The organism is Ruegeria sp. CRTD044, from assembly GCF_059613485.1.
Genome location: NZ_JBXWSP010000007.1, coordinates 1 through 21,426 on the forward strand (window position 1 = coordinate 1; position 21,426 = coordinate 21,426).

Annotated in this window: 21 protein-coding genes, 2 tRNA genes and 1 pseudogene; 10 read left to right on the forward strand and 14 right to left on the reverse strand. The window is 59.8% G+C overall.

Translation table 11 applies throughout. The features are described from left to right. Together AC2FNL_RS07740 and AC2FNL_RS07745 are read right to left on the reverse strand one after the other, a co-directional pair. A tRNA-Asp gene (locus AC2FNL_RS07740) sits at positions 1-77 on the reverse strand. Positions 78-287: 210 nt separating this feature from the next. Further along, complete coding sequence (locus AC2FNL_RS07745) at positions 288-422, reverse strand: hypothetical protein (RefSeq protein WP_496833034.1); 135 nt, start codon at positions 420-422, stop codon at positions 288-290. 211 nt (positions 423-633) lie between these two features. Here AC2FNL_RS07745 and AC2FNL_RS07750 point away from each other — a divergent pair. After that, a tRNA-Val gene (locus AC2FNL_RS07750) sits at positions 634-708 on the forward strand. A 95-nt stretch (positions 709-803) separates the two neighbouring features. After that, entirely contained in the window at positions 804-2,387 is a 1,584-nt protein-coding gene (locus tag AC2FNL_RS07755) for an APC family permease (RefSeq protein ID WP_496833035.1), read from the forward strand. Positions 2,388-2,434: 47 nt separating this feature from the next. Here the strand turns inward: AC2FNL_RS07755 and lon are convergent, their stop codons facing one another. The 3 genes from lon to AC2FNL_RS07770 form a co-directional block, all read right to left on the reverse strand. Beyond that, positions 2,435-4,843 (reverse strand): endopeptidase La, encoded by a 2,409-nt coding sequence (lon, locus tag AC2FNL_RS07760; protein ID WP_170368385.1) that lies wholly within the window; start codon positions 4,841-4,843, stop codon positions 2,435-2,437. Between the two features lie 214 nt (positions 4,844-5,057). After that, on the reverse strand, positions 5,058-6,188 hold the full coding sequence (gene tgt, locus AC2FNL_RS07765) for a tRNA guanosine(34) transglycosylase Tgt (protein ID WP_496833036.1): 1,131 nt from the start codon (positions 6,186-6,188) through the stop codon (positions 5,058-5,060). A 63-nt stretch (positions 6,189-6,251) separates the two neighbouring features. Continuing rightward, the gene (locus AC2FNL_RS07770; RefSeq protein ID WP_496833037.1) at positions 6,252-7,163 is read right to left on the reverse strand and encodes a nucleoside hydrolase; all 912 of its coding nucleotides are present in this window, start codon (positions 7,161-7,163) and stop codon (positions 6,252-6,254) included. 175 nt (positions 7,164-7,338) lie between these two features. On the opposite strand from AC2FNL_RS07770, the gene AC2FNL_RS07775 reads away from it, so the two are divergent. The 3 genes from AC2FNL_RS07775 to AC2FNL_RS07785 all read left to right on the forward strand — a co-directional run bounded on the left by AC2FNL_RS07775 (position 7,339) and on the right by AC2FNL_RS07785 (position 8,965). Continuing rightward, the gene (locus tag AC2FNL_RS07775) at positions 7,339-8,229 is read left to right on the forward strand and encodes an SPFH domain-containing protein (protein ID WP_496833038.1); all 891 of its coding nucleotides are present in this window, start codon (positions 7,339-7,341) and stop codon (positions 8,227-8,229) included. Next, entirely contained in the window at positions 8,229-8,507 is a 279-nt protein-coding gene (locus AC2FNL_RS07780; RefSeq protein WP_093962948.1) for an NfeD family protein, read from the forward strand. Before AC2FNL_RS07775 ends, AC2FNL_RS07780 begins: the two co-directional genes overlap by 1 nt. A gap of 95 nt (positions 8,508-8,602) precedes the next feature. After that, positions 8,603-8,965: an SUF system Fe-S cluster assembly protein gene (locus tag AC2FNL_RS07785; protein WP_093961939.1), complete on the forward strand. Its 363-nt coding sequence runs from the start codon at positions 8,603-8,605 to the stop codon at positions 8,963-8,965. Between the two features lie 263 nt (positions 8,966-9,228). On the opposite strand, the gene AC2FNL_RS07790 is transcribed toward AC2FNL_RS07785, so the two are convergent. Beyond that, complete coding sequence (locus AC2FNL_RS07790; RefSeq protein WP_254920117.1) at positions 9,229-9,501, reverse strand: hypothetical protein; 273 nt, start codon at positions 9,499-9,501, stop codon at positions 9,229-9,231. Positions 9,502-9,732: 231 nt separating this feature from the next. On the opposite strand from AC2FNL_RS07790, the gene AC2FNL_RS07795 reads away from it, so the two are divergent. After that, entirely contained in the window at positions 9,733-10,098 is a 366-nt protein-coding gene (locus AC2FNL_RS07795) for a HesB/IscA family protein (RefSeq protein WP_093962947.1), read from the forward strand. 180 nt (positions 10,099-10,278) lie between these two features. Continuing rightward, positions 10,279-11,028, forward strand: coding sequence for a triose-phosphate isomerase (tpiA, locus tag AC2FNL_RS07800; protein ID WP_170586503.1), 750 nt, complete (start codon positions 10,279-10,281; stop codon positions 11,026-11,028). A gap of 15 nt (positions 11,029-11,043) precedes the next feature. Here the strand turns inward: tpiA and AC2FNL_RS07805 are convergent, their stop codons facing one another. The 7 genes from AC2FNL_RS07805 to AC2FNL_RS07835 all read right to left on the reverse strand — a co-directional run bounded on the left by AC2FNL_RS07805 (position 11,044) and on the right by AC2FNL_RS07835 (position 18,470). Beyond that, complete coding sequence (locus AC2FNL_RS07805) at positions 11,044-11,577, reverse strand: nucleoside deaminase (protein WP_496833039.1); 534 nt, start codon at positions 11,575-11,577, stop codon at positions 11,044-11,046. Then, complete coding sequence (locus tag AC2FNL_RS07810; RefSeq protein WP_170338823.1) at positions 11,570-11,881, reverse strand: DMT family transporter; 312 nt, start codon at positions 11,879-11,881, stop codon at positions 11,570-11,572. The genes AC2FNL_RS07805 and AC2FNL_RS07810 overlap by 8 nt, the downstream gene beginning before the upstream one ends. Positions 11,882-12,073: 192 nt before the next feature. After that, positions 12,074-13,450, reverse strand: coding sequence for a TRAP transporter large permease (locus tag AC2FNL_RS07815; RefSeq protein ID WP_496833040.1), 1,377 nt, complete (start codon positions 13,448-13,450; stop codon positions 12,074-12,076). Further along, on the reverse strand, positions 13,450-14,127 hold the full coding sequence (locus tag AC2FNL_RS07820; RefSeq protein ID WP_093961935.1) for a TRAP transporter small permease: 678 nt from the start codon (positions 14,125-14,127) through the stop codon (positions 13,450-13,452). Before AC2FNL_RS07820 ends, AC2FNL_RS07815 begins: the two co-directional genes overlap by 1 nt. Before the next feature lie 108 nt (positions 14,128-14,235). Beyond that, the gene (locus tag AC2FNL_RS07825; RefSeq protein WP_496833041.1) at positions 14,236-15,237 is read right to left on the reverse strand and encodes a DctP family TRAP transporter solute-binding subunit; all 1,002 of its coding nucleotides are present in this window, start codon (positions 15,235-15,237) and stop codon (positions 14,236-14,238) included. Between the two features lie 273 nt (positions 15,238-15,510). Continuing rightward, entirely contained in the window at positions 15,511-16,740 is a 1,230-nt protein-coding gene (locus AC2FNL_RS07830) for a sigma-54-dependent transcriptional regulator (protein WP_496833042.1), read from the reverse strand. Further along, the gene (locus tag AC2FNL_RS07835; protein WP_496833043.1) at positions 16,737-18,470 is read right to left on the reverse strand and encodes a sensor histidine kinase; all 1,734 of its coding nucleotides are present in this window, start codon (positions 18,468-18,470) and stop codon (positions 16,737-16,739) included. The genes AC2FNL_RS07830 and AC2FNL_RS07835 overlap by 4 nt, the downstream gene beginning before the upstream one ends. A 47-nt stretch (positions 18,471-18,517) precedes the next feature. On the opposite strand from AC2FNL_RS07835, the gene AC2FNL_RS07840 reads away from it, so the two are divergent. Next, positions 18,518-19,699, forward strand: a complete 1,182-nt coding sequence (locus AC2FNL_RS07840; protein ID WP_496833215.1) for a cytochrome P450 — start codon at positions 18,518-18,520, stop codon at positions 19,697-19,699. A 7-nt stretch (positions 19,700-19,706) separates the two neighbouring features. Here AC2FNL_RS07840 and AC2FNL_RS07845 read toward each other — a convergent pair whose 3' ends face one another. Further along, complete coding sequence (locus AC2FNL_RS07845) at positions 19,707-20,186, reverse strand: Lrp/AsnC family transcriptional regulator (protein WP_496833044.1); 480 nt, start codon at positions 20,184-20,186, stop codon at positions 19,707-19,709. Between the two features lie 174 nt (positions 20,187-20,360). On the opposite strand from AC2FNL_RS07845, the pseudogene cobA reads away from it, so the two are divergent. Then, positions 20,361-21,107 (forward strand): annotated as a pseudogene (gene cobA / locus AC2FNL_RS07850) (uroporphyrinogen-III C-methyltransferase); the annotation flags it as partial. Then, positions 21,107-21,421, forward strand: coding sequence for a DUF2849 domain-containing protein (locus AC2FNL_RS07855; RefSeq protein ID WP_093961929.1), 315 nt, complete (start codon positions 21,107-21,109; stop codon positions 21,419-21,421). The pseudogene cobA and the gene AC2FNL_RS07855, both read left to right, overlap by 1 nt. Positions 21,422-21,426: the final 5 nt, after the last annotated feature.

The following is a 21,426-nucleotide window of genomic DNA, read 5'->3' on the forward strand; positions in this document are numbered from 1 at the left end:
TGGCGCGGTTGACGGGGCTCGAACCCGCGACCCCCGGCGTGACAGGCCGGTACTCTAACCAACTGAGCTACAACCGCCCGCTGCCCGTTCATTGCTGAACGTTGGGGTGTATTATGGCTACGCCCGGGCATCGTCAAGCGGCGTTTTCAAGTTTTTTGCACGAACCGGAAAATTTGTTCCCGAGCGCCTTTGGCACGCTCCTTTTGGATAGCTCCGGCGCGGAGACACCTTAACCCTTGGTTGCCATCGCCGAGCCGCAACAAAACGGCGAACTCGCCAGCGGAAAGTCATGCGGAAGATTCTACTGCTACCAACTGCCCTGCAAAATCCCCCTCGACAAAAATCGCTTGGCTTTCATAGCCGTCCACGTTGCAGTCGTTTCCTAGTTCCGAAACGAATTCAGCGATCAGAGCCTGGTTCATTCCAAGGCTGCATTTGTTTCGGTTTCAATTTGGCGCAGCTGGCTCGCCGCTTTGACCGCATTTGGGCTGCGCCACGTGTTAGGCGCTCAAAATTATCGGACAGGGAAAAGCCCAATCACAGGACTCAATCGGTCTTGTCCGAATATGGCTAAAATACCGCGTGTCTCCCCTCTTGCAGCCGGATAAAAAGCACTGTAATACGCCGCCCTACGGGTGATTAGCTCAGTGGTAGAGCGCTTCGTTCACATCGAAGATGTCAGGAGTTCAAATCTCTTATCACCCACCATTCCCTCTCTTTTTCAACGCTTGATACGGATGAGACTCGGCGTCTATCCTTGAGCTCGGGTCGGTGAAGCACCGGCATGGCAATCAGGGACATGCATGGCCGAACTAAAGCGTGACATCGGCCTGGTGGGTCTGACCTTCATATCTGTCGGCGGAATCATTGGCTCAGGCTGGCTGTTCGGGCCGCTTCTGGCCGTTCAGCACGCTGGCCCCGCGGCCGTTTTGTCCTGGATAATCGGGGCTGTGGCAATGTTCATTCTGGCCATCACATTCGCCGAAATCTCGGCCATGTTGCCGATCCCCGGAGGCATCGCCCGGGTCCCGCAGTTTTCGCACGGCAACATCGTCGCCATGACGATGGGTTGGACTGCCTGGATCGGGTACAACACGACCGCTCCGATCGAGGTCGAGGCGATGCTGTCCTACCTCGCACCCTACGCACGCTGGCTGCATGCGCCATCTGGTGACCTGACCACGCCCGGACAGGCTGTGGCCTTGGTATTCATGGTGTTTTTCGTCCTAATCAATATGCTGGGCGTAAAGTTCTTTGCGCGGGTCAACACAATGATAACAAGCGCAAAGGTGGCTATTCCGATCCTGCTATCCGTGGTGCTGATCCTCTCACGTTTCAATGCCGAGAACTTCACGCAGCCCGACGGGTTCGCACCGTATGGGCTCAAGGGAATAATGGCCGCCGTTTCGACCGGTGGGGTAATCTTCTCGTTCATCGGGTTCAGGCATGTGGTCGACATGGCAGGCGAGGTGCGAAACCCGAAATTCGACATTCCGGCGGCGCTGGTGTTGTCGTTCATCATGTGTGCGGCAATCTATCTGGGCCTGCAGATCGCTTTCATCGGCTCGCTCGATCCTCAGATGCTGGCGCAGGGCTGGGCCAAGCTGAGTTTTGCCGGAGAAGGCCCTTTGGACGGGGTCATTATGTCCGTCGGGATATTATGGTTCATCAGCATCCTCAACGTCGGCTCGGTGATCGGGCCGTTCGGAAACGCCCTCGTGGCCACCGGCTCGAACGCACGGATCGCGATGGCCCTGTCGCAGAACGGGTTTCTGCCTGCGCGCATCCAGCATCTGTCGGCATTTGGCGTGCCCATCTGGGCGCTGGTGCTCAACTTCGTGATTGGCACCCTTTTCCTTTTGACCATTCCCTTTGAGACGGTGATCGCCCTGAACGGGGCAGCTATCGTCCTGTCCTTCGCCGTAGGCCCCATCGCCGTTGTGTGCCTGCGCAGCCTATTGCCAGACAGGCCCCGCTCGATCCGCGTTCCGGCGGTGGGGTTTGTGGGAATGCTGGCCTTTGCTATTGCAACTCTGATCGTCTACTGGAGCGGCTGGGATACGGTCGGGCGCCTGGGCATCACCCTTCTGATCGGGCTGCTCCTGCTTTTGGCGCGGTTTCGGGGACGCCTAGAGCAGATGGACCTCAAACAGGCCTTGTGGCTCGCGCCCTATCTGGCTGGACTTGGGTTGATCTCGTTTCTTGGTCAATTCGGAGACGGCGCGCTGCACCTGATCCCGTTCGGGTGGGACATCTTGTTTTGCACCCTGCTGTCATCGACCATTTTCTGGATCGCAGTCCGGTCCGCCCTGCCGCCCGAGAAATTCCAGCTCTACATAGCCGAGGAAGAAGTTTTGGACCCAGCAAAACCTGTAATCGGGCTTTGAATCAGAAAGGGCGGGAAATAATCCCCGCCCTTCTCGTTGTTTTCAGATCAGTGCGCCGTGGCTGAAGGTCCACTGTTATCCGACGCCTTGGCCGCTGCGGCTGCGGCTTCTTCGGCGGCCTCATCCCATTCGATCGGCTCAGGTTTGCGCACCAGTGCGCGCTCCAGAACTTCGGACACGTGCTTGACCGGGATGATCTCCAGCCCTTCCTTCACGTTGTCGGGGATGTCGGCCAGATCCTTCTCGTTCTCTTCCGGAATAAGCACTGTCTTGATGCCACCCCGCAGAGCTGCGAGCAGTTTCTCCTTCAACCCGCCGATCGGCATGGCGTTGCCGCGCAGCGAAACTTCGCCCGTCATGGCGATGTCCTTGCGGACCGGGATACCGGTCAGGACCGACACGATCGAAGTCACCATCGCCAGGCCGGCGCTGGGCCCATCCTTGGGAGTCGCGCCGTCAGGCACATGCACGTGGATGTCAATCTTGTCGAACTGCGGCGGTTTGACCCCGATCTGAGGCGAAATCGACCGTACATAGGACGAAGCCGCGTCGATGGATTCCTTCATCACATCGCCCAGCTTGCCTGTGGTCTTCATCCGACCCTTGCCCGGCAGCTTCAACGCCTCGATATGCAGCAGGTCGCCACCGACCGAGGTCCAGGCCAAACCGGTCACAACGCCAACCTGATCATCCTGTTCAGCCAAACCGTACCGGAACTTGGGCACACCCAGGAATTCGTGCAGGTTCTCAGCCGTCACGACAACCCGGTCGGTCTCGTTCTTGATGATCCGGGTCAAGGATTTGCGCGCCACCTTGGCAATCTCGCGCTCAAGATTCCGCACACCGGCCTCGCGGGTATAGGTGCGGATGATCGCGGTCAGCGCCTCATCGGTCAGTTCGAACTCTTTGGCCTTCAGCCCGTGGTTCTTCACCTGCTTGGAGATCAGGTGCTGCTTCGCGATTTCGCGCTTTTCGTCCTCGGTGTAGCCGGCCAGCGGAATGATCTCCATCCGGTCCAGAAGCGGCCCAGGCATGTTGTAGCTGTTGGACGTGGTCAGGAACATCACGTTCGACAGGTCATATTCGACCTCAAGATAGTGGTCCATGAACGTGCTGTTCTGTTCCGGGTCCAGCACCTCGAGCATGGCCGACGCCGGATCACCACGGAAATCCTGCCCCATCTTGTCGATTTCATCGAGCAAGATCAGCGGGTTCGTGGTTTTCGCCTTTTTCAGCGCCTGGATGATCTTGCCGGGCATCGAGCCGATATAGGTCCGGCGGTGGCCGCGGATCTCGGATTCATCGCGCACCCCACCCAACGAGATGCGGATGAACTCGCGCCCCGTGGCCTTGGCGACCGACTTGCCAAGCGAGGTCTTGCCCACGCCCGGAGGGCCGACAAGGCACATGATCGGGCCTTTCAGCTTCTTCGAGCGCTGCTGGACCGCCAGATACTCGACGATCCGCTCCTTGACCTTTTCGAGGCCATAGTGATCGGCATCGAGGATCTGCTGCGCCCGGCCAAGGTCTTTCTTGACCCGAGACTTGGTGCCCCAAGGCAGCGACAGGATCCAATCCAGATAGTTGCGCACCACGGTCGCTTCGGCCGACATCGGCGACATGTTCTTGAGCTTTTTCAGCTCGCCTTCCGCCTTTTCGCGGGCTTCTTTCGAAAGCTTGGTTTCGGCGATCTTGGCTTCCAGCTCGGCGATCTCGTTCGCGCCGTCCTCGCCATCGCCCAGTTCCTTTTGAATGGCCTTCATCTGCTCATTCAGATAGTATTCGCGCTGGGTCTTCTCCATCTGCGACTTGACGCGGGTCTTGATCTTCTTCTCGACCTGAAGAACCGACATCTCGCCCTGCATAAGGCCATAGACCTTTTCCAGACGCTCGCTGATGCTGAGCGTTTCCAGCAGGTCCTGCTTCTGTTCGACCTCGATGCCAAGGTGACCGGAAACCAAATCGGCCAGTTTCGCCGGATCGGTTGTCTCGCTGACAGCGGTCAGGGCTTCTTCCGGGATGTTCTTGCGAACCTTGGCGTACCGCTCGAACTCATCGGCGACGGTACGCAAAAGCGCCTGCGTCGTCGTTACGTCGCCGGGAATTTCGGTCAGGTATTCGGCGCGGGCCTCAAAGAATTCTTCATTCTCAATGAATTCCGAAATCTTGACGCGGGCCTGCCCTTCGACCAGCACTTTTACCGTGCCATCGGGCAGCTTGAGCAGCTGCAGGACATTTGCCAGAACGCCGCTGCGGTAGATACCGTCCTGGGTCGGGTCGTCGACGGAAGGGTCGACTTGACTGGACAGCAGAATTTGCTTGTCATCCTGCATCACCTCTTCCAGCGCGCGCACCGACTTTTCACGCCCCACGAACAGCGGGACGATCATGTGCGGAAACACGACAATGTCGCGCAGCGGCAGAACGGGGTATGAGGAATTAAGAGGCTCTTGCATGCTCTATCCTTATCATTGGCAAGATGGCACTGACCCCTGTTTCAGGCAGCCGTCGGCCATCTCCTTTCTCGGACGATAGAGGTGGGGCGCGGACCGCCCCATTTCAACCTCGTCGCCTTACCTGTGCCAATCAGAATGGCCCGAGGTTTCCCCGACTGCAAGGCATCGCGACTACATATCCACTGATTTTGGCTTGGGCAGCCCAACACGCCCTTCAGAGCGGCTCGATATCACCCTGCGCCCGCTGCGCATGGAACTCGGCCTGCCAGGCCTCGAATGCACCGGCGGCGATGGCGTCCCGCATGCCCTGCATGATCTCTTGGAAATAATGCAGATTGTGCCAGGTCAGCAGCATGCCCGAGATCATCTCGTTGGCCCGGAATACATGGTGCAGATAGGCACGCGAGTAATTCGAGCAGGCCGGGCAAGTGCACTGTTCGTCCAACGGGCGCGGATCGTCGGCATGGCGGGCGTTCTTGATGTTCACCACGCCGCGGCGGGTGAACACCTGCCCCGTCCGCCCCGAACGCGACGGCAGCACGCAATCCATCATGTCGATCCCGCGCGCCACGGCACCCACGATGTCATCGGGCTTGCCCACGCCCATCAGATACCGTGGCTTGTCGGTGGGCAGGAAATCGGGCGCATAGTCCAGACAGCCGAACATGGCCTCCTGCCCCTCGCCAACGGCCAGACCGCCAACGGCATAGCCCTCGAACCCGATGGCCTTGAGCGCCTCGGCGCTTTCCTCGCGCAGGTCGCGCTCCAACCCGCCCTGCATGATCCCGAACAGCGCATGGCCGGGCCGGTCACCAAAGGCCTCGCGGGACCGTTCGGCCCATCGCATCGACAGGCGCATCGACTCGGCGATCCGGTCGCGATCGGCGGGCAAGGCGGGGCATTCGTCGAAACACATCACGATGTCCGACCCCAGCAGGCGCTGGATCTCCATCGACCGCTCGGGTGTCAGCACGTGTTTGGACCCGTCGATATGCGATTTGAAGGTCACCCCCTTCTCGGTCAGCCTGCGCAGACCCGCCAGGGACATCACCTGAAACCCGCCCGAGTCGGTCAGGATCGGGCGCTCCCAGTTCATGAATTTGTGCAGCCCGCCCAGACGGTCGATCCGTTCGGCCGTGGGCCGCAGCATCAGGTGATAGGTGTTGCCCAGCAGGATATCGGCGCCGGTCGCCCGCACGCTTTCGGGCATCATCGCCTTGACCGTCGCGGCCGTGCCCACGGGCATGAAGGCCGGCGTCCGCACTTCGCCCCGCGGCGTGTGGATCACGCCGGTGCGGGCCTTGCCGTCGGTGGCCTTCAATTCGAATGAGAAACGCTGGGTCATGTCATCGCCTCGGGTCGCTGAACCGGGCAGGCTTTGCCCGATCTGCCCGGCCAATGCAACCCGTCAGGGCAAGCTGGCAACCCTTTGCGTGAACAGGTCCACCACCTGCTGACCAACGACGTCACAGCACACCTGCAACGGTGGGCGAGACGGGTCCGGCCGGGTTGCCCCAACCTCGGGCCCTTCGGTTACCACTTTCAAACCTGTTTCTTGAATTTCGAACATCGCACGGTGCGAACAGGCGATGACTGCGGTCGAGTCATGCAGACCGCAGCCATCCAACCCGGCGACATCGCGGTAGAAATTCAGATAGAACTGAGAGATATCGTTCAGAAATCCACCGATTTCAGGCGCGCGTCGCGCCAGTTCCCCGAAATCAGCCGCGCGATAGAGCGTTTTCAAGGTCACATCCAGGCCGACCAGAACCGTCGGAGCGGGCTGAGCGAACACCTCGTCTGCGGCTTTCGCATCGTGATAGATATTCGCCTCGGCGTGATCGGTGATGTTGCCAGGACAGAAGACTGCACCGCCCATAATGACTAACTGGCCGATGTTCTCAGCGAAATCCGGATCCAGACGCATCGCATTGGCAATGTTGGTCAGCGGCCCAACCGCGCACACCGTTAGGTCCTTCATGTAGCGCCGGGCCATCTCGACCAGAAACTCGGCTGCGCTCAGGTCGTGGTTCGCGCCGATCTCGGGCACATCGATTACATCACCAAAACCCTCATCCCCATGCACGTGCCGAGAGGGCGTGTGCGCATCAGCTTCCCATGGAAACGCTGCGCCCTGCGCCACAGGTATGTCCAACCCAAGCTTGTGAGCCAGAAACCGCGCGTTCCGGCTGGACTGCTGGACATGCGTATTGCCAAAAACCGTAGTCAGGCCGATCAGGTCAATTTCCGGGGCGGCGGCGGCGTAGGCGATCGCCATGGCATCGTCGATGCCGGGGTCTGTGTCGATAATCAGTTTCATTTCGCCCCGATAGCGCAATCAACGGCGGATGCAAAGCAGCCACAACCCGAAATCTCCGTGCTTTGTCCCAATTACCTTGCATGGATATCCTGTTCGGTTCATTTCATAGCTGAGTTGAAATTCAGCCCTTCAATCCCCAAGTGTATACCATTGTACACAAAAAATGAGGACAGAAATGACCGAAGACCAGATCATCGGACTGCTATCATCGAACATCATCTACCTGCTTGGGGCGGCCTTGGTCGTCGTCATCATCCTCAAGGGTATCAAGATCGTTCCACAATCCGAGAAATATGTGGTCGAACGGTTCGGACGCCTGCACTCTGTGCTGGGGCCCGGGATCAACTTTATCGTTCCTTTTCTGGACGTTGCGCGTCACAAGATATCCATCTTGGAACGTCAGCTGCCCAATGCGACGCAGGACGCAATCACCAAGGATAACGTCTTGGTGCAGATCGATACATCGGTCTTCTACCGTATCCTCGAGCCGGAAAAGACCGTTTACCGCATTCGCGACGTCGACGGCGCCATCGCAACGACCGTTGCTGGTATCGTGCGGGCCGAAATCGGCAAAATGGACCTGGACGAGGTTCAGTCAAATCGCGCGCAACTGATTGAACGCATTCAAGAAAGCGTCGAAACCGCGGTTGACGACTGGGGGATCGAGGTAACCCGCGCCGAAATTCTGGACGTGAACCTAGATCAGGCGACCCGCGACGCCATGCTTCAGCAGTTGAATGCCGAACGCGCCCGTCGCGCTCAGGTAACCGAAGCCGAGGGCCAGAAACGCGCGGTCGAACTGCAGGCCGACGCCGATCTGTATGCGGCGGAACAAGCCGCCAAGGCGCGCCGCGTGCAGGCGGACGCGGAAGCCTATGCAACCGGCGTCGTCGCAAAGGCCATCCAGGACAACGGGATCGAAGCCGCCCAGTATCAGGTTGCGCTGAAGCAAGTTGAGGCATTGAATGCGATGGGCAAAAGCGGAGGCAGCCAGACGATCGTCGTGCCCGCAAATGCGCTCGAAGCGTTTGGCGACGCCTTCAAAATGCTCAAAGGAGGCAAATGATGGCGGATCCGTTCTGGCTGACGTGGTGGGTATGGCTGGCAGCCGCACTGGCGCTGGGCATTCTGGAAGTGGCTTTGCCAGGTTTCATCTTCCTTGGCTTCGCTATCGGGGCGGCTATCACCGGCATCCTTCTGGTCATCCCCGGCTTAGCACCGAACCTGCCTGTTCTGCTTTTGATCTTCGCCACCTTGTCGTTGATCGCATGGCTCGTTCTGCGGCGCATGTTCGCGCTGCCACATGGGCAAGTCAGGACGTTTGACCACGACATCAACGACTGACCGGTGCGGCGCCCTGTAGCGGGGCGCCCTACCCCCTCTGGACGCTGCCTTCAGCTTTCCCTATATAATTGCTCAGGTAACAACCCGAGGCATTCATGACCCACCCCAGCGAACAGCTTGAAGGCACGCCCCTGATTGCGCCTTCGACCGTTGAGCACCCTCTGTACGAATCCGTGGTCGAGGCCTGCAGGACTGTCTATGACCCTGAAATTCCGGTCAATATCTATGACCTTGGACTGATCTACACGATCGACATCAGCAGCGACAACGCAGTCAAGATCATCATGACCCTGACCGCTCCGGGCTGCCCGGTGGCCGGTGACATGCCCGGCTGGATCGTCGAGGCCATCGAGCCCGTTGCCGGGGTCAAGGAGGTGGATGTCGAACTGACCTGGGAACCACCTTGGGGAATGGAAATGATGTCCGACGAAGCCCGGCTGGAACTTGGCTTCATGTAAGGGCCTGCCTCGCTGAGCGCGTGGGAATTGTCACAAACCTGAAACCCAGTTGTCACGAATCGGTCGTCGAACCGTTACGTTGTTGCGCAACAATTACAACGCGGGGTTCGCAGTCGGACCCGTCATTGGAACTCGGCAACTCAAATATCGCTCCAGTAGTCAATGGCGACCACGTTTGAGCGTCTACCGCCCCCCTGCCGAGGCTCTGCAATACTGGGCCGTTCTTGCCCGAGAGCGGCCCTATTTTACTCTCTGAGGGACACTCAGTTCACGTTGCACTGTGCTTTGATCTCGGCGGCGCGGTCGTCCAGTTTCTTGACATAGTCACCCGACAGCATCTGCAACCGCTTCTGTTCTGTTCCAGAGATCAATCCAAGCAACGCCCCGGCCGGCGTGATCGCGACCACACTTTCCGCCTGCTGATCCTCGGCATGTTTCTTTTCCGCCGCAATTGCGCGCAGGTCACCTTCGGCGGTCGAGCAATTCACCGGGTGCCGCTTTTGATCGCCCGCTGCATGAACGGCACTACCGGCCACCAGAAGAGCCAGAAACGCAACCTGCCGGCAAAAGCCAATCCTATTTGAAATCCGCAACATCATCGAAACCCACCTTGTTCTGCTGTCAATTCGATCTCATCGGCAAACCCTGCCCTCTGCCCGTACGGTACGGTCAAAACCGGCGATGAGCAAACTTGTGGCACCGCACTCTCTTGAGCCCGGGCCCTTGGGGCCTTAGATTAGGTATAACGCGCGAAAATGGAGACGACGATGTTCGGCATTCCCGGCAAACAGGCCGTGACGATGACGCCCAAAGCTGCAGAGCAGATCCTCCGCCTGATGACGTCGGGCGGCCATGCCGGTCTGCGGATTGGCGTCAAAAAAGGCGGCTGTGCCGGTATGGAATATACAATGGAGTATGTCGATCAGCCGGATCCGCATGACGAAGTGGTCGAACAGGATGGGGCGCGGGTCATGATCGCTCCGATGGCTCAGATGTTTTTGTTCGGAACCGAGATCGACTACGAGGTCTCACTGCTGGAATCCGGGTTCAAGTTCAAAAATCCCAATGTCGTCGATGCCTGTGGCTGCGGCGAGTCGATCAGGTTCGACGAAAACCTGGCCGAACAGCGCTGAGTCACCTAAAGCCTGCAACGTTTGCGGGCAGGTGAACTGCCGCCTGCACCGCTTGGTTGGGTCCGCCCGGATCGATCCGTCGCGCGACTCGCCCGCGCGCGGCCACCCAAGCGCAATTGTCAGACCTTGATCCGGGTGCTAACTGGATAGAAACGCACGAAAGATCACGGAGACCCCGCTATGCGACGCAGACTGGCAGCCGGAAACTGGAAAATGAACGGAACCGGGGCTGCTCTGTCCGAGTTGGACACGCTGACAGCAACGCACCCTTCTCCGACGGTCGATATTCTGATCTGCCCTCCGGCAACTTTGATCCACCGGGCCGCACAAGCCGTGCAAGGCTCGGGGGTCTCCATCGGCGGACAGGACTGCCACGCCGAGGTTTCGGGCGCCCATACGGGTGATCTGAGCGCCGAGATGCTGAAAGACGCCGGCGCGACCAGCGTAATCGTCGGGCATTCGGAACGGCGCGAAGACCACGGCGAGAAAGACGACGACATCCGCGCCAAGGCCCGGGCGGCCATGAACGCGGGCCTGACCGCAATCATCTGCGTCGGAGAAAGTCTTGAACAGCGCGAAGCGGCCAATACGCTCGACATCATTGGCGGACAGTTGTCCGGATCGATCCCGGACCTTGCCACCGGAGAGAACCTCGTCGTGGCTTATGAACCGATCTGGGCCATCGGCACCGGCAAGGTTCCCACCCTGGAAGAAATCGGCGAAGTCCACGATTTCATTCGCGCCAGACTTGAACGGCGATTTGGCGAAGGTGTCGGCCGGTCGGTTCGTTTGCTCTATGGCGGTTCGGTCAAGCCGGACAACGCGGCGGAGATTTTCGGAGTGTCCAACGTGGACGGCGCGCTGGTCGGCGGTGCAAGCCTGAAGGCACGCGATTTCTCGGGCATCATTTCCGCGCTGGAACAGGCCTGACCAGTCGACGCACGCTCAGTCCGCGATGTCCTCGGCCCAAAGCTCGGGCTGTTCAGTCACGAACCTGCGCATCAGGGCGATGCAGTCCGGGTCTTCGGCCAAAACTACCTCGACACCGCGGTCGCGCAGGAAATCTTCGTTGCCGCCGAAGTTTTTCGTGTCACCAATGACCACGCGTGGGATGCCGAACTGAACGATCGTCCCGGCGCACATCATGCACGGAGACAAGGTGGTATACAGAACTGTATCTCGGTACGTCTTCTGCCGCCCGGCCTTGCGCAGCGCATCCATCTCGCCATGGGCGATCGGATCCCCCTGCTGAACCCTTTGGTTTCGGCCCTGCGAGATGATCGTGCCGTTCCGAGCCAATACAGATCCGATCGGGCAACCGCCCTCATCGAAACCGGCTTTGGCTTCTTGGTAGGCAACGCGCATCAGGCGCTTGTCGTCATCGGTCAGCATGTTGCGGCACTCGTTGGTTACGGTGATCAGAATGGTCCCAGCCTGCCCACTGCGGGTGCCTGCGTCAACAACGGGCCGGTCACGCAAGTTTCATTGCGACCATGCCGGACACGATCAGCGTCGCCGCGATGACACGCAGCGGGGTCAGTGCCTCGCCCAGAAACATCACACCAACCAGGAACGCACCGACCGCGCCGATACCCGTCCACAGCACGTAGGCGGTTCCCAGTGGCAAGGAGCGCATGGCAAGGGCCAGCAAACCGAACGAACCGAGCATCGCGCCCCCCATGACAACGGTTGGCCAAAGCCGCGTGAATCCAGCGGACTGCTTCATGGCAACTGCCCAGACGATTTCCAGCAAACCGGCAAAAAGAAGAAAGATCCAGGACATCGGGGACACCTCTATAAACTTCGGGTCGTCCCGAATGATCACCCATGGTGGGGAGGTCGTCCTCGGTCACTATGTGGTAAGAACCGGTGGTGAGTTCAAGCCCGGCCATTCAGCGAGGCGGCCCTTCAGATGCCGGCCGGCCGCGCAAAAGTGATCCGAACCGGCTGCCCGGTTCGGATCGATTGCAATGGTCTAGTTCGTAATGATCTCGGGGCCCATGAAGGTGTTTGGCAACACCGTCGACAGCCACGGGATATACGTGATCATGATCAGGAAGACGAACAGAACGGCCAGGAACGGCAGTGCTGCGCGTACGACGGCCATCATCGGCATTCCCGCGACGCCCGACGTAACGAACAGGTTCAGACCCACGGGCGGCGTGATCATCCCGATTTCCATGTTCACCACCATGATAATGCCCAGATGGATCGGGTCGATGCCCAGTTCGATGGCAATCGGAAACACCAGCGGCGCCACGATGACCAGCAGGCCCGAGGGCTCCATGAACTGACCGCCGATCAGCAGGATCACGTTGACCACGATCAGGAAAGTGATCGGCCCCAGACCTGCCGATAGCATCGCGCCGGCAATATGCTGCGGCACCTGCTCATCGGTCAGAACATGCTTGAGGATCAGCGCGTTGGCGATGACGAAAAGCAGGGTGACCGTCAGCTTGCCGGCCTCAAACAGCGTATGTTTGGTGTCGGGGTGGAAAAAGGCCGTGATCAGCGCCAGCGGCTTTTTCACAAGCGAGAGGTTTTGCTCACCGTCCCCGGTGCTGAGTGGCCCCATGTCCTTGTAGACGAAGCTGGCGATGAAGAAGGCGTATACAGCCGCGACCGCCGCGGCTTCGGTCGGTGTGAAGATACCGCCGTAGATGCCGCCCAGGATGATGACGATCAGGAACAGACCCCAACCGGCCTCGCGTGCCGACGCAAATATCTCGCCCCAGCCTTTCCAATCACCTTTCGGCAGGTTCTTGACCTTGGCCATCACATATATTGTGACCATCAGCATGAACCCGGCCATGAGCCCCGGAATGACACCGGCCAGGAACATCCTGCCGACCGAGACTTCGACCGCGGCCGCGTAGACAACCATAACGATCGAAGGCGGGATCAGGATACCCAGCGTACCGGCGTTACAGATGACGCCCGCTGCGAATTCCTTGGAATAGCCGACCTGCCGCATACCGGCGATCACGATCGAACCGATCGCAACAACGGTAGCCGGGGACGATCCTGACAGCGCGGCGAACAGCATACATGCGAACACGCCCGCAATTGCCAAACCGCCAGGCAGGTGACCAACGCAGGCGATCGAGAACCGAATGATCCGGCGTGCCACCCCTCCGGTCGTCATGAAAGACGATGCAAGGATGAAGAACGGGATGGCCAGCAGGGTAAAGTGGCCCTCGAACGCCTCGAACAGGGTCCCGGCAACCGAAGCCAGCGAGCTGTCCGAGTAGATCAGCAGAAACAGGGTCGAGCTCAGCCCAAGGGCAACTGCGATCGGAACGCCGATCAGCAGCAGGCCCACGACCATGGCAAAAAGTAGTACTACATCCATCAGTCGTGTTCTCCCTTAAGGGCCCGGACTTCTTCGATCTCGTCCTCAACCTCGTGGCTTGCGACAATACGGTCGGCCTCACCGCGCAGGATCTGCAGCCCTGCCTGGGCAAAGCGGATCACCAGCAGCAGCATCGACAGCGGCAGTACGAAATACGGCACGACCTTGGGCAGCTTCTCGTAGTACTCGCCATAGTTGATGAGATCTTCGAGGAACCGAAGCGGCGCGACCATCGGGATGTCGTCCACCTCGTAGAAGCTCTGACTACGAGCGTCGAAATCAAAGCCCGTAGGGAACCAGCGGCCAGAGGTCGGGGGCAGGTCAGCGAAGACCGCCCAGTAATCGTAGGACCCCTTAAGCAGCAGCAGCGAGAATACGAGGCAGCACCCCACCGCGATCAGTGCCAGTACCCTGCGCGGTGCTGGTGGCAGCATGTTCAGGATGGCATCCACCCCCAGATGCGCGTGCTTCTTGACGGCGTAGGACGCCCCCAGCAATACCAGCCATCCAAAGGTGAATACGGTCAGCTCTAGCGCCCAAAGGATGTTGGAGTTGAAGACGAAACGCGCGATTACGTTGGCAAAGGTCACGGCCGTCATCAGGCCAAGAAGCAACGCGATCAGGGTTTCTTCGATTCGGTCGACCAACCCACCGGGGCCGGTTTTCGCACCAGACATCTTTCTGTCCCCATTTTTGTTGATTTATCGAGGTGGCGGGCGTGGTCAGGCCCGCCTGGTATGTGCTCCGGCGGGCTTGCGACCGTCGGAGCACACCTGCGTGTCGGATCAGAACCCGGCGTTGATCGCCTGCGCGGCGTCGATCTTGTCCTGACCGACGTCACTGGAGAACTTGTCCCAAACCGGCTTCATCGCATCAACCCAGGCCTGACGCTGCTCGGGCGTCAGCTCGCGGATCGTGCCGCCCGCGTCGACGATTGCCTGCTTGGCCTTTTCGTTGACCGCAAACGCCTCTTGGTTACGCTCTTCGGTCACCTCGGCCAGGATCGTCAAGAACTGCTCGCGCACTTCTGGATCCAGGCTGTCCAGCCAGTCGACCGAAGTCACGACCAGATAGTCGATGATGCCGTGGTTGGTTTCGGTGATGCCATCCTGCACTTCGAAGAACTTTTTGCCGTAAATGTTCGACCAGGTGTTCTCCTGACCGTCCACAACGCCCTGCTGCAGAGCACCATAAACTTCCGAGAATGCCATTTTCTGCGGGCTGCCGCCGATGGCCTCCATCTGCGCAACCAGCACGTCCGAAGACTGAACGCGGAACTTCAGGCCATTGGCGTCCGAAGGATCGATCAGCGGCTTGTTGGCCGACATCTGCTTCATGCCGTTGTGCCAGAACGCCAGACCCTGCAGGCCGCGGCGCTGCATGCTGTCTTTCATGGCCTGGCCATCCGCCGAGGCCTGGAACGCATCAACGGCGTCGATGTTCTTGAACATGAACGGCAGGTCGAACAGGCGGAACTGCTTGGTGAACTTCTCGAACTTCGACAGTGACGGGGCGGCCAGTTGCACGTCGCCCTGCAGCATCGCCTCAAGCACCTTGTCGTCGTTGTACAACGTCGAGTTCGGATAGACCTCCATGCACATGACGCCGTTCATCTCGTCATTAACGCGCTGCTCGAGCAGCGATGCGGCGATACCCTTGGGGTGTTTGTCGGTGTTCGTCACATGCGCGAACTTGACGACGATCTCGCCATCGTCGCAGGCAGCGAAGCCCGCTGTTGCGGTAACGGAAAGCGCAAGCGCGGTGGCGGCTGTTGCCAGGAATTTCATCTGTCTTTTCCTCCCAGACTTCCAAAGAAACTTCCTTTGACATCCATGGGGATGCCGGATGCGCAAGAGTGAAACGAATCGACGGACACCGTTCAACAATTCGAGAACGGCTGGTAGCAGACAGATTTTCTAATTACTTTTCCGTAGTTTAAATAGAACATCCGCAATGAGTATTTTGTTATCGCAGACATTTGTGCGGGAAACCGCACACCCAAATGCGCCACTGTGCGAAAATCCGCACACACATCGAATCATCGGGCGAATCGTTCCGCGTCAGCGCCGGTAGTCTTCAGGGCGTATGCCGTAGCGGGCCAATTTGTCGTAGAACGTCTTGCGCGGCAGTTTCAGGGACTTGGCCGCGTCCGACGCCCTTCCGTTGTGACGACCCAAGGCCGCGATCAGCAACGAGCGCTCAACGCGCGCCATCTGCTCGTTCAGCCCAAGGTCGGCCGCTGCAGCGACATCCTCGGGCATCCCCAGAACAAAACGCATCGCCGCCGACATCAGCGAACGAGCGTTGCCGGGCCAGTCTCGCGCCATCAATGAAGCCAAGTGTTCGGACGAGACATCAGGTGTCGCGATCCCGGCCTGCTCGGCCGCTTGGGCGACGTAGTGGCGAAAGATCACCGGGATGTCCTCGGGGCGTTCGGCCAAAGACGGTACACGCACCCGCATCACGTCCAACCGATAGAACAAATCGGCATTGAACCGACCCTCGGCCGCCATCTCGGACAGGTCCGCGGTTGTACCGGCGATGATGCGCACTCCGGGCCCGTTTTCGATCATCTCCAGGGCCGCATATTGCGTCGCCTCGGGCATGGCCGAGACTTCATCCAGAAACAACGATCCGGCTGCCGCATCCTTGCATATCGCCTGCAGGGCATCCGCCCCCAGACCTGACGCCGGGCGCTTGACGAACGGCCCCTGCGCGCGGGGTGACATCAAATGGATGACTTCGGCGACTTTGGAAATGCCACTGCCGGGCGGTCCGGTGACCAGAACTTCGGCTTGAGTTGGGGCAACGCTGCGCACCCTGTTCCGCAATGCATCAGCCTGCGGTGACAAACCGAACAACAAGCGGGCCGCAGGATCACCCTTCTCCAGTTCGCGCTTGGCTGCACGGTCGTCCAATACCTGATTGCGCGCAGCAAATGCGCGGCTCAGAACCGCAAGCAGATCGGCGGCAGCGCAGGGCTTCTCAAGAAAGTCGAACGCGCCCTGCCCCATGGCCTGCACCGCCATCGGTATGTCGCCCTCGCCGGTCAGCAGAACGACCGGCAACTCCGAGTCGACCTCGCGGGCATAGGACAGAAGATGAAACCCATCCCGTCCCGGCATCCGAATATCCGAGACAATCACACCTGGGAAATCGTCCCGGATATGGTCTTTGGCAGCCACAAACGATCCAGCGGGAATTACGGAATAGTCCGCAAGCTCCAGAGTCTGGGCCAGTGCCTCACGCACGGCAGCGTCATCATCGACCAATAGAACCGTTCGGATCATGCCGCGGCTTCCTTTTCAAAAGGTTCCAACTCAACGGTGAATTCTGCTCCGTCGGGCATGTTCGCGCCGCGTATCTCGCCTCCGAAACTCTGGACCAAACCGTATGAGATCGAAAGGCCAAGGCCCATTCCCTCGGATGAACCAACGCTTTTGGTCGTGTAGAACGGCTCAAAAACGCGATCGGGATCCTGAATGCCCGGGCCGGTATCGCGCACCGCGACCATCAACCGCTCGCCACGGGTCAGCGTGATCGTCAGGCTTCGGGTTTCCCGACCGGTCATCGCGTCGGCGGCATTGGTAATCAGATTGACGAAGACCTGCACCAGCCGCACCTCTCCGCCCCAGGCAAAGACAGGTGCATTGGGCGGCTGCCAGATCAGCTTGACCCCGTCCGAGCGCAACCGGCCGTCGGTCAGTTCGACGGCGGTGTTGAGCACCTGAACCAGATCGACCTTGCCCATAGGCTCGCTCTCATTGCGGGCAAAAGCTCGCAAGTTCTTGATAATGCGCGCCATACGGGCAGCCATGTCCGAGATTCGCCCCAGGTTTTCGCGGGCCTTTTCGGGCTTGCCCTGCGCCAGAAAGGCCGTGCCATTGTCGGCGTATTGCCGGATGGCCATCAGCGGCTGATTCAATTCGTGGCTGATGCCCGCCGACATTTTCCCCAGCGCGCTCAGCTTGCCCGCCTGTACCAGATCGTCCTGCGCGCGTTTCAACGCCGCTTCGGCCTCTTGCCGCTCGGCCACCTCGCGGCGCAGAGCCACGTTTGCGGCCGTCAGGGCGCGGGTCCGCTGTGCCACCCGGCTCTCCAGTACCGCATTGGCTTCGGCCAGCGTACGCCGCCGTTCGGTCGCCAGAAACAGCAACGCGCCAAAGGCAAGGCAGATCGCTGCGACCGCGGCGGCCTGCAATCCGGCCAGACGTCGTGCTGGCGTCACATCCATCAAGACTTCGCCTGTCATTCCGATCACCGGCAGATCGCGGGTCAGGTGCAGGGCGCGGTCCGGCAGGTACGGGCTCCAGCCGATGGACCACAGCTCGTGCGGGCCCATGCGTGTAGACGAAAACGCGCCCGGCTTGCCATCAGCCGGCTGCAAGCCGATCTGCCCCAGCGGACGTTGCCAGAACAGCAGTTCGGACCGGTTGGAAATGAAGACCGAGCCAGAACGATCCACAAAAAACACCGCCTCGGTACTGCCGCGCCACGTGCTTTCAACGTCTTCGACATCCGCGATGACCATCAGGGCTCCGGTTACCTGACCATCTTCGGAAAACGCAGGCGCCGCATAGGAATAGATCCGGTTCCCAGTGTCGCGCAAAACCCCGTGAGAGCTGCCGAGAGCGCCATGCAGCGCGCGTTGAAACGCGGGCTGATCGGCCATGTTGCCATTCACCACGTCCCGCGCAGCGGCCAGAACGCGCCCAGTCTTGTCCGCATAAAGAACATCCACCGCCGAAGTCTTGTCAGCGACCTCCAGCAGTAGCGCCTGCGCCGCCCGTCGCCGGTCGCTGGTGTCCAACGCCCGCAGCGTCGGGTGCTCGGCCATCAGCACCGCAAGTTCCTGATAGACCTGCAACTGAGTGCTCAGACGATCCGAAGCCAACTCCAGATCGGCCTCGGCTTTCTCGCTAAGCTGAGAGAGCGCCTGCCGGTACCCATAAGACCAGACGGCCGCCGACAACAGCGCGACCGCGAACAGGAAACCAATCGTGACCCAAACTCTTTGCATGAAACAGGGTCTTGCATTCACAGCGCCGCATGGCAAGTCTGCGCCGCATGAAGACCGTGCACCAATCTCCGACCGAGCCCGAATTTGTTCAAAACCCCTATCCTTTCTACCGGGCAGCGCGCGATCACGGTGACTTGGTGTACTGGCATGACTACGACATGCCCGCGGCGATGTCTCACGCGGCGGTCCAGACCCTCTTGCGCGATCGGCGTTTCGGACGTGAAGTACCGCCAGAGATGGCCACAAAAGGCCCCGATCACCTTGCGCCGTGGCTGACGGTCGAAGCGCATTCGCTACTCGAAGCCGAACCTCCGCGCCATACCCGCCTTCGCGCTCTGGTTCTGCGCGCCTTTACCTCGCGGGCTATCGGAGCGCTTGCACCAGACATCGAAAAACTGTGTCACGACCTGATCGACGCATTCCCCGATGCTCCATTCGACCTTCTGGATACCTATTGCACGCAGGTTCCTGTGATCACGATCTGCCGGTTGCTGGGTGTACCCCAAAGCATGGCACCGCAGTTGTTGCAGTGGTCCCACGCCATGGTCGCCATGTATCAGGCCAGCCGCACCCGTGAGACCGAAGATCAGGCAGCACAGGCCGCCGCCGAGTTCTCGGCATTTCTGAACGACTACGTCTCTCACCGCCGATCCGAACCGAAAGACGATCTGATCACCCGTTTGATCACGGCAGAGGAAGACGGCGAGAAACTGTCACGCGACGAGTTGATCGCAACCTGTATCCTTTTGTTGAACGCCGGCCATGAGGCAACCGTTCATTCGCTGGGCAACGGCGTCAAAACACTTTTGGAGTCCGGAACCACCCCTGATGCCCTGAGCCGGGACACAATCGACATGACGGTCGAGGAGATCCTGCGCTTCGACCCGCCGCTACATATGTTCACGCGCTATGCCTATGAGGACGTCGAGGTTTTTGGCAATCAGTTTGCCCGCGGCGATCAGGTGGCGTTGATGCTTGGGGCCGCCAACCGTGACCCAGACGTCTGGACCGACCCGGACAAATTCGACCCCACCCGCAGCATTCAGGCCAACACGAGCTTTGGCGGTGGTTTGCATTTCTGCGTCGGCGCCCCGCTGGCCCGGCTGGAAATGCGGATTGCTCTGCCGGTTCTTTTTGACCGTTGTCCGGGCCTGCGACTGGCCGAATCCCCGGAATATGCCAACACGTACCATTTCCACGGGCTGACACGACTTTTGGTCCAAGCCTGAGCGTCGATCAGGTGTCGGCCAGGGCGTTCAGGGGCAGCATGGTGGTCGATTTGATTTCTTCCATCGACAACAGCGCGGTGACGTTGTGCACGCGCACCTCCGAGATCAGCGCCTGGTAAAAAGCATCGTAGGCCCGTGCGTTCCTGACCCGAACTTTCAGAATGTAGTCGATGTCGCCAGCCAGGCGGTGCGCCTCTTGAACTTCGGGACGATCACGCAGGGCCTTGAGGAACTTGCGCTGCCAGTCGGCCTCGTGTTCCGAGGTACGGATCAGTACGAAGAACGTGGCCTCGAACCCCAGCGCCTCGGCATCCAGCAGAACGGTCTGCTGCCCGATGATCCCGGCTCCCTTCATCTTGCGGATGCGATTCCAAACGGGTGTCTTTGAACTGCCCACCTTGGCCGCGATTTCGTCCAGCGATTGACTGGCGTCTCGCTGCAGCTCGGCCAGAATTTTCCGATCCGTGTCGTCTATTCGAACCGACATTCCAATTTTCCTTCCGAATGAAAACCCATGTTCCGCCTGCCGCGCATTTCAGAACGTCTGTCCTTTTTTGATCGGCAATATGGCATCTGGGCGGGAATATTTCCTATATTGAGGGCCAAGTCAAACAACAGCCAGGGCTACCCAATGAAGGCCGCGCAGACAAAAGGACAAACGGGACAGGTCGACTTCGTCGGCGCAGGACCCGGTGATCCTGAATTGCTGACTCTCAAGGCCCTGTCCGCATTCCAGCGGGCCGAGGTTGTTTTGCATGATCGCCTGATCAGCCCAGAAGTTTTGCAACTGGCCGGCCAGAACGCCCGGCTGGTCGACGTGGGCAAGGCCGGCTTTGGTCCATCCTGGAAGCAGGGTGACATCAACGCATTGCTGGTTGACTACGCACTCAAGGGACAGCGGGTCGTTCGCCTCAAATCCGGTGACGCGACCCTGTTCGGCCGGCTGGACGAAGAGATCGATGCGCTGGACGCCGCCGGTATCCCGTGGACGATCGTTCCCGGCATTACGGCTGCCTCGGCGGCGGTGGCCGGAATTGGCCAAAGCCTGACCCGACGCGGCCGAAACTCCTCGGTCCGGTTTCTGACCGGGCACGACATGCAGGGCTTTGCCGATCACGACTGGGCTGCGCTGGCCCGTCCGGGGTCGGTTGCAGCCATCTACATGGGGAAGAAGTCCGCCCGTTTCATCCAAGGACGCCTGATCATGCACGGCGCCGATCGCGCCACGCCGGTCACGCTGGTCGAAAATGCCTCGCGACCTGATCAGCGCGTTGTCGCCACGACGCTGGATCAACTGCCTGCAGACCTCGCCGCTGCCGGCCTCGACGGTCCTGCACTCACATTCTATGGCCTGGCCCCGCGCGACGCGGCCAAAGCCGTCACCGAATTCGACAAGGAGCTTGCCTGATGGCCCGCGCTTTCACCCCTAAAGTCGTTACAGCAAATGACCTGCTGGAAGGCGACGTGATCTATCTGACCGCCGATGACCGTTGGTCGCGCGATCTGCGCGAGGCCGAACTGATCACCGACGAAGCGCACGCTCAGCTGCGTCTTCTGGATGCCCAGAAGCAAGTCGACAAGATCGTAGGTGCCTATCTCGCAGATGTCGTTGCAGGCGAAAACGGTCCTGAACCCACCCATTTTCGGGAAGACTTCCGCCGGACTGGTCCGTCCAACTATGCCCACGGCAAACAGGAATCTTCCCCGCAGCCCCGGGTCTGACCTCA

Coding starts and splice junctions, on each gene's coding strand:
- AC2FNL_RS07830 (WP_496833042.1), bottom strand. CDS start 16,740: ATGATCCGAACGGTTCTATTGGTCGATGATGACGCTGCCGTGCGTGAG.
- AC2FNL_RS07780 (WP_093962948.1), top strand. CDS start 8,229: ATGGCGGATCCGTTCTGGCTGACGTGGTGGGTATGGCTGGCAGCCGCA.
- AC2FNL_RS07840 (WP_496833215.1), top strand. CDS start 18,518: ATGAAGACCGTGCACCAATCTCCGACCGAGCCCGAATTTGTTCAAAAC.
- AC2FNL_RS07810 (WP_170338823.1), bottom strand. CDS start 11,881: ATGTCCTGGATCTTTCTTCTTTTTGCCGGTTTGCTGGAAATCGTCTGG.
- tpiA (WP_170586503.1), top strand. CDS start 10,279: ATGCGACGCAGACTGGCAGCCGGAAACTGGAAAATGAACGGAACCGGG.
- AC2FNL_RS07815 (WP_496833040.1), bottom strand. CDS start 13,450: ATGGATGTAGTACTACTTTTTGCCATGGTCGTGGGCCTGCTGCTGATC.
- AC2FNL_RS07785 (WP_093961939.1), top strand. CDS start 8,603: ATGACCCACCCCAGCGAACAGCTTGAAGGCACGCCCCTGATTGCGCCT.
- AC2FNL_RS07775 (WP_496833038.1), top strand. CDS start 7,339: ATGACCGAAGACCAGATCATCGGACTGCTATCATCGAACATCATCTAC.
- lon (WP_170368385.1), bottom strand. CDS start 4,843: ATGCAAGAGCCTCTTAATTCCTCATACCCCGTTCTGCCGCTGCGCGAC.
- AC2FNL_RS07820 (WP_093961935.1), bottom strand. CDS start 14,127: ATGTCTGGTGCGAAAACCGGCCCCGGTGGGTTGGTCGACCGAATCGAA.
- AC2FNL_RS07855 (WP_093961929.1), top strand. CDS start 21,107: ATGGCCCGCGCTTTCACCCCTAAAGTCGTTACAGCAAATGACCTGCTG.
- AC2FNL_RS07845 (WP_496833044.1), bottom strand. CDS start 20,186: ATGTCGGTTCGAATAGACGACACGGATCGGAAAATTCTGGCCGAGCTG.
- AC2FNL_RS07825 (WP_496833041.1), bottom strand. CDS start 15,237: ATGAAATTCCTGGCAACAGCCGCCACCGCGCTTGCGCTTTCCGTTACC.
- AC2FNL_RS07795 (WP_093962947.1), top strand. CDS start 9,733: ATGTTCGGCATTCCCGGCAAACAGGCCGTGACGATGACGCCCAAAGCT.
- tgt (WP_496833036.1), bottom strand. CDS start 6,188: ATGACCCAGCGTTTCTCATTCGAATTGAAGGCCACCGACGGCAAGGCC.
- AC2FNL_RS07745 (WP_496833034.1), bottom strand. CDS start 422: ATGAACCAGGCTCTGATCGCTGAATTCGTTTCGGAACTAGGAAACGAC.
- AC2FNL_RS07770 (WP_496833037.1), bottom strand. CDS start 7,163: ATGAAACTGATTATCGACACAGACCCCGGCATCGACGATGCCATGGCG.
- AC2FNL_RS07755 (WP_496833035.1), top strand. CDS start 804: ATGGCCGAACTAAAGCGTGACATCGGCCTGGTGGGTCTGACCTTCATA.
- AC2FNL_RS07835 (WP_496833043.1), bottom strand. CDS start 18,470: ATGCAAAGAGTTTGGGTCACGATTGGTTTCCTGTTCGCGGTCGCGCTG.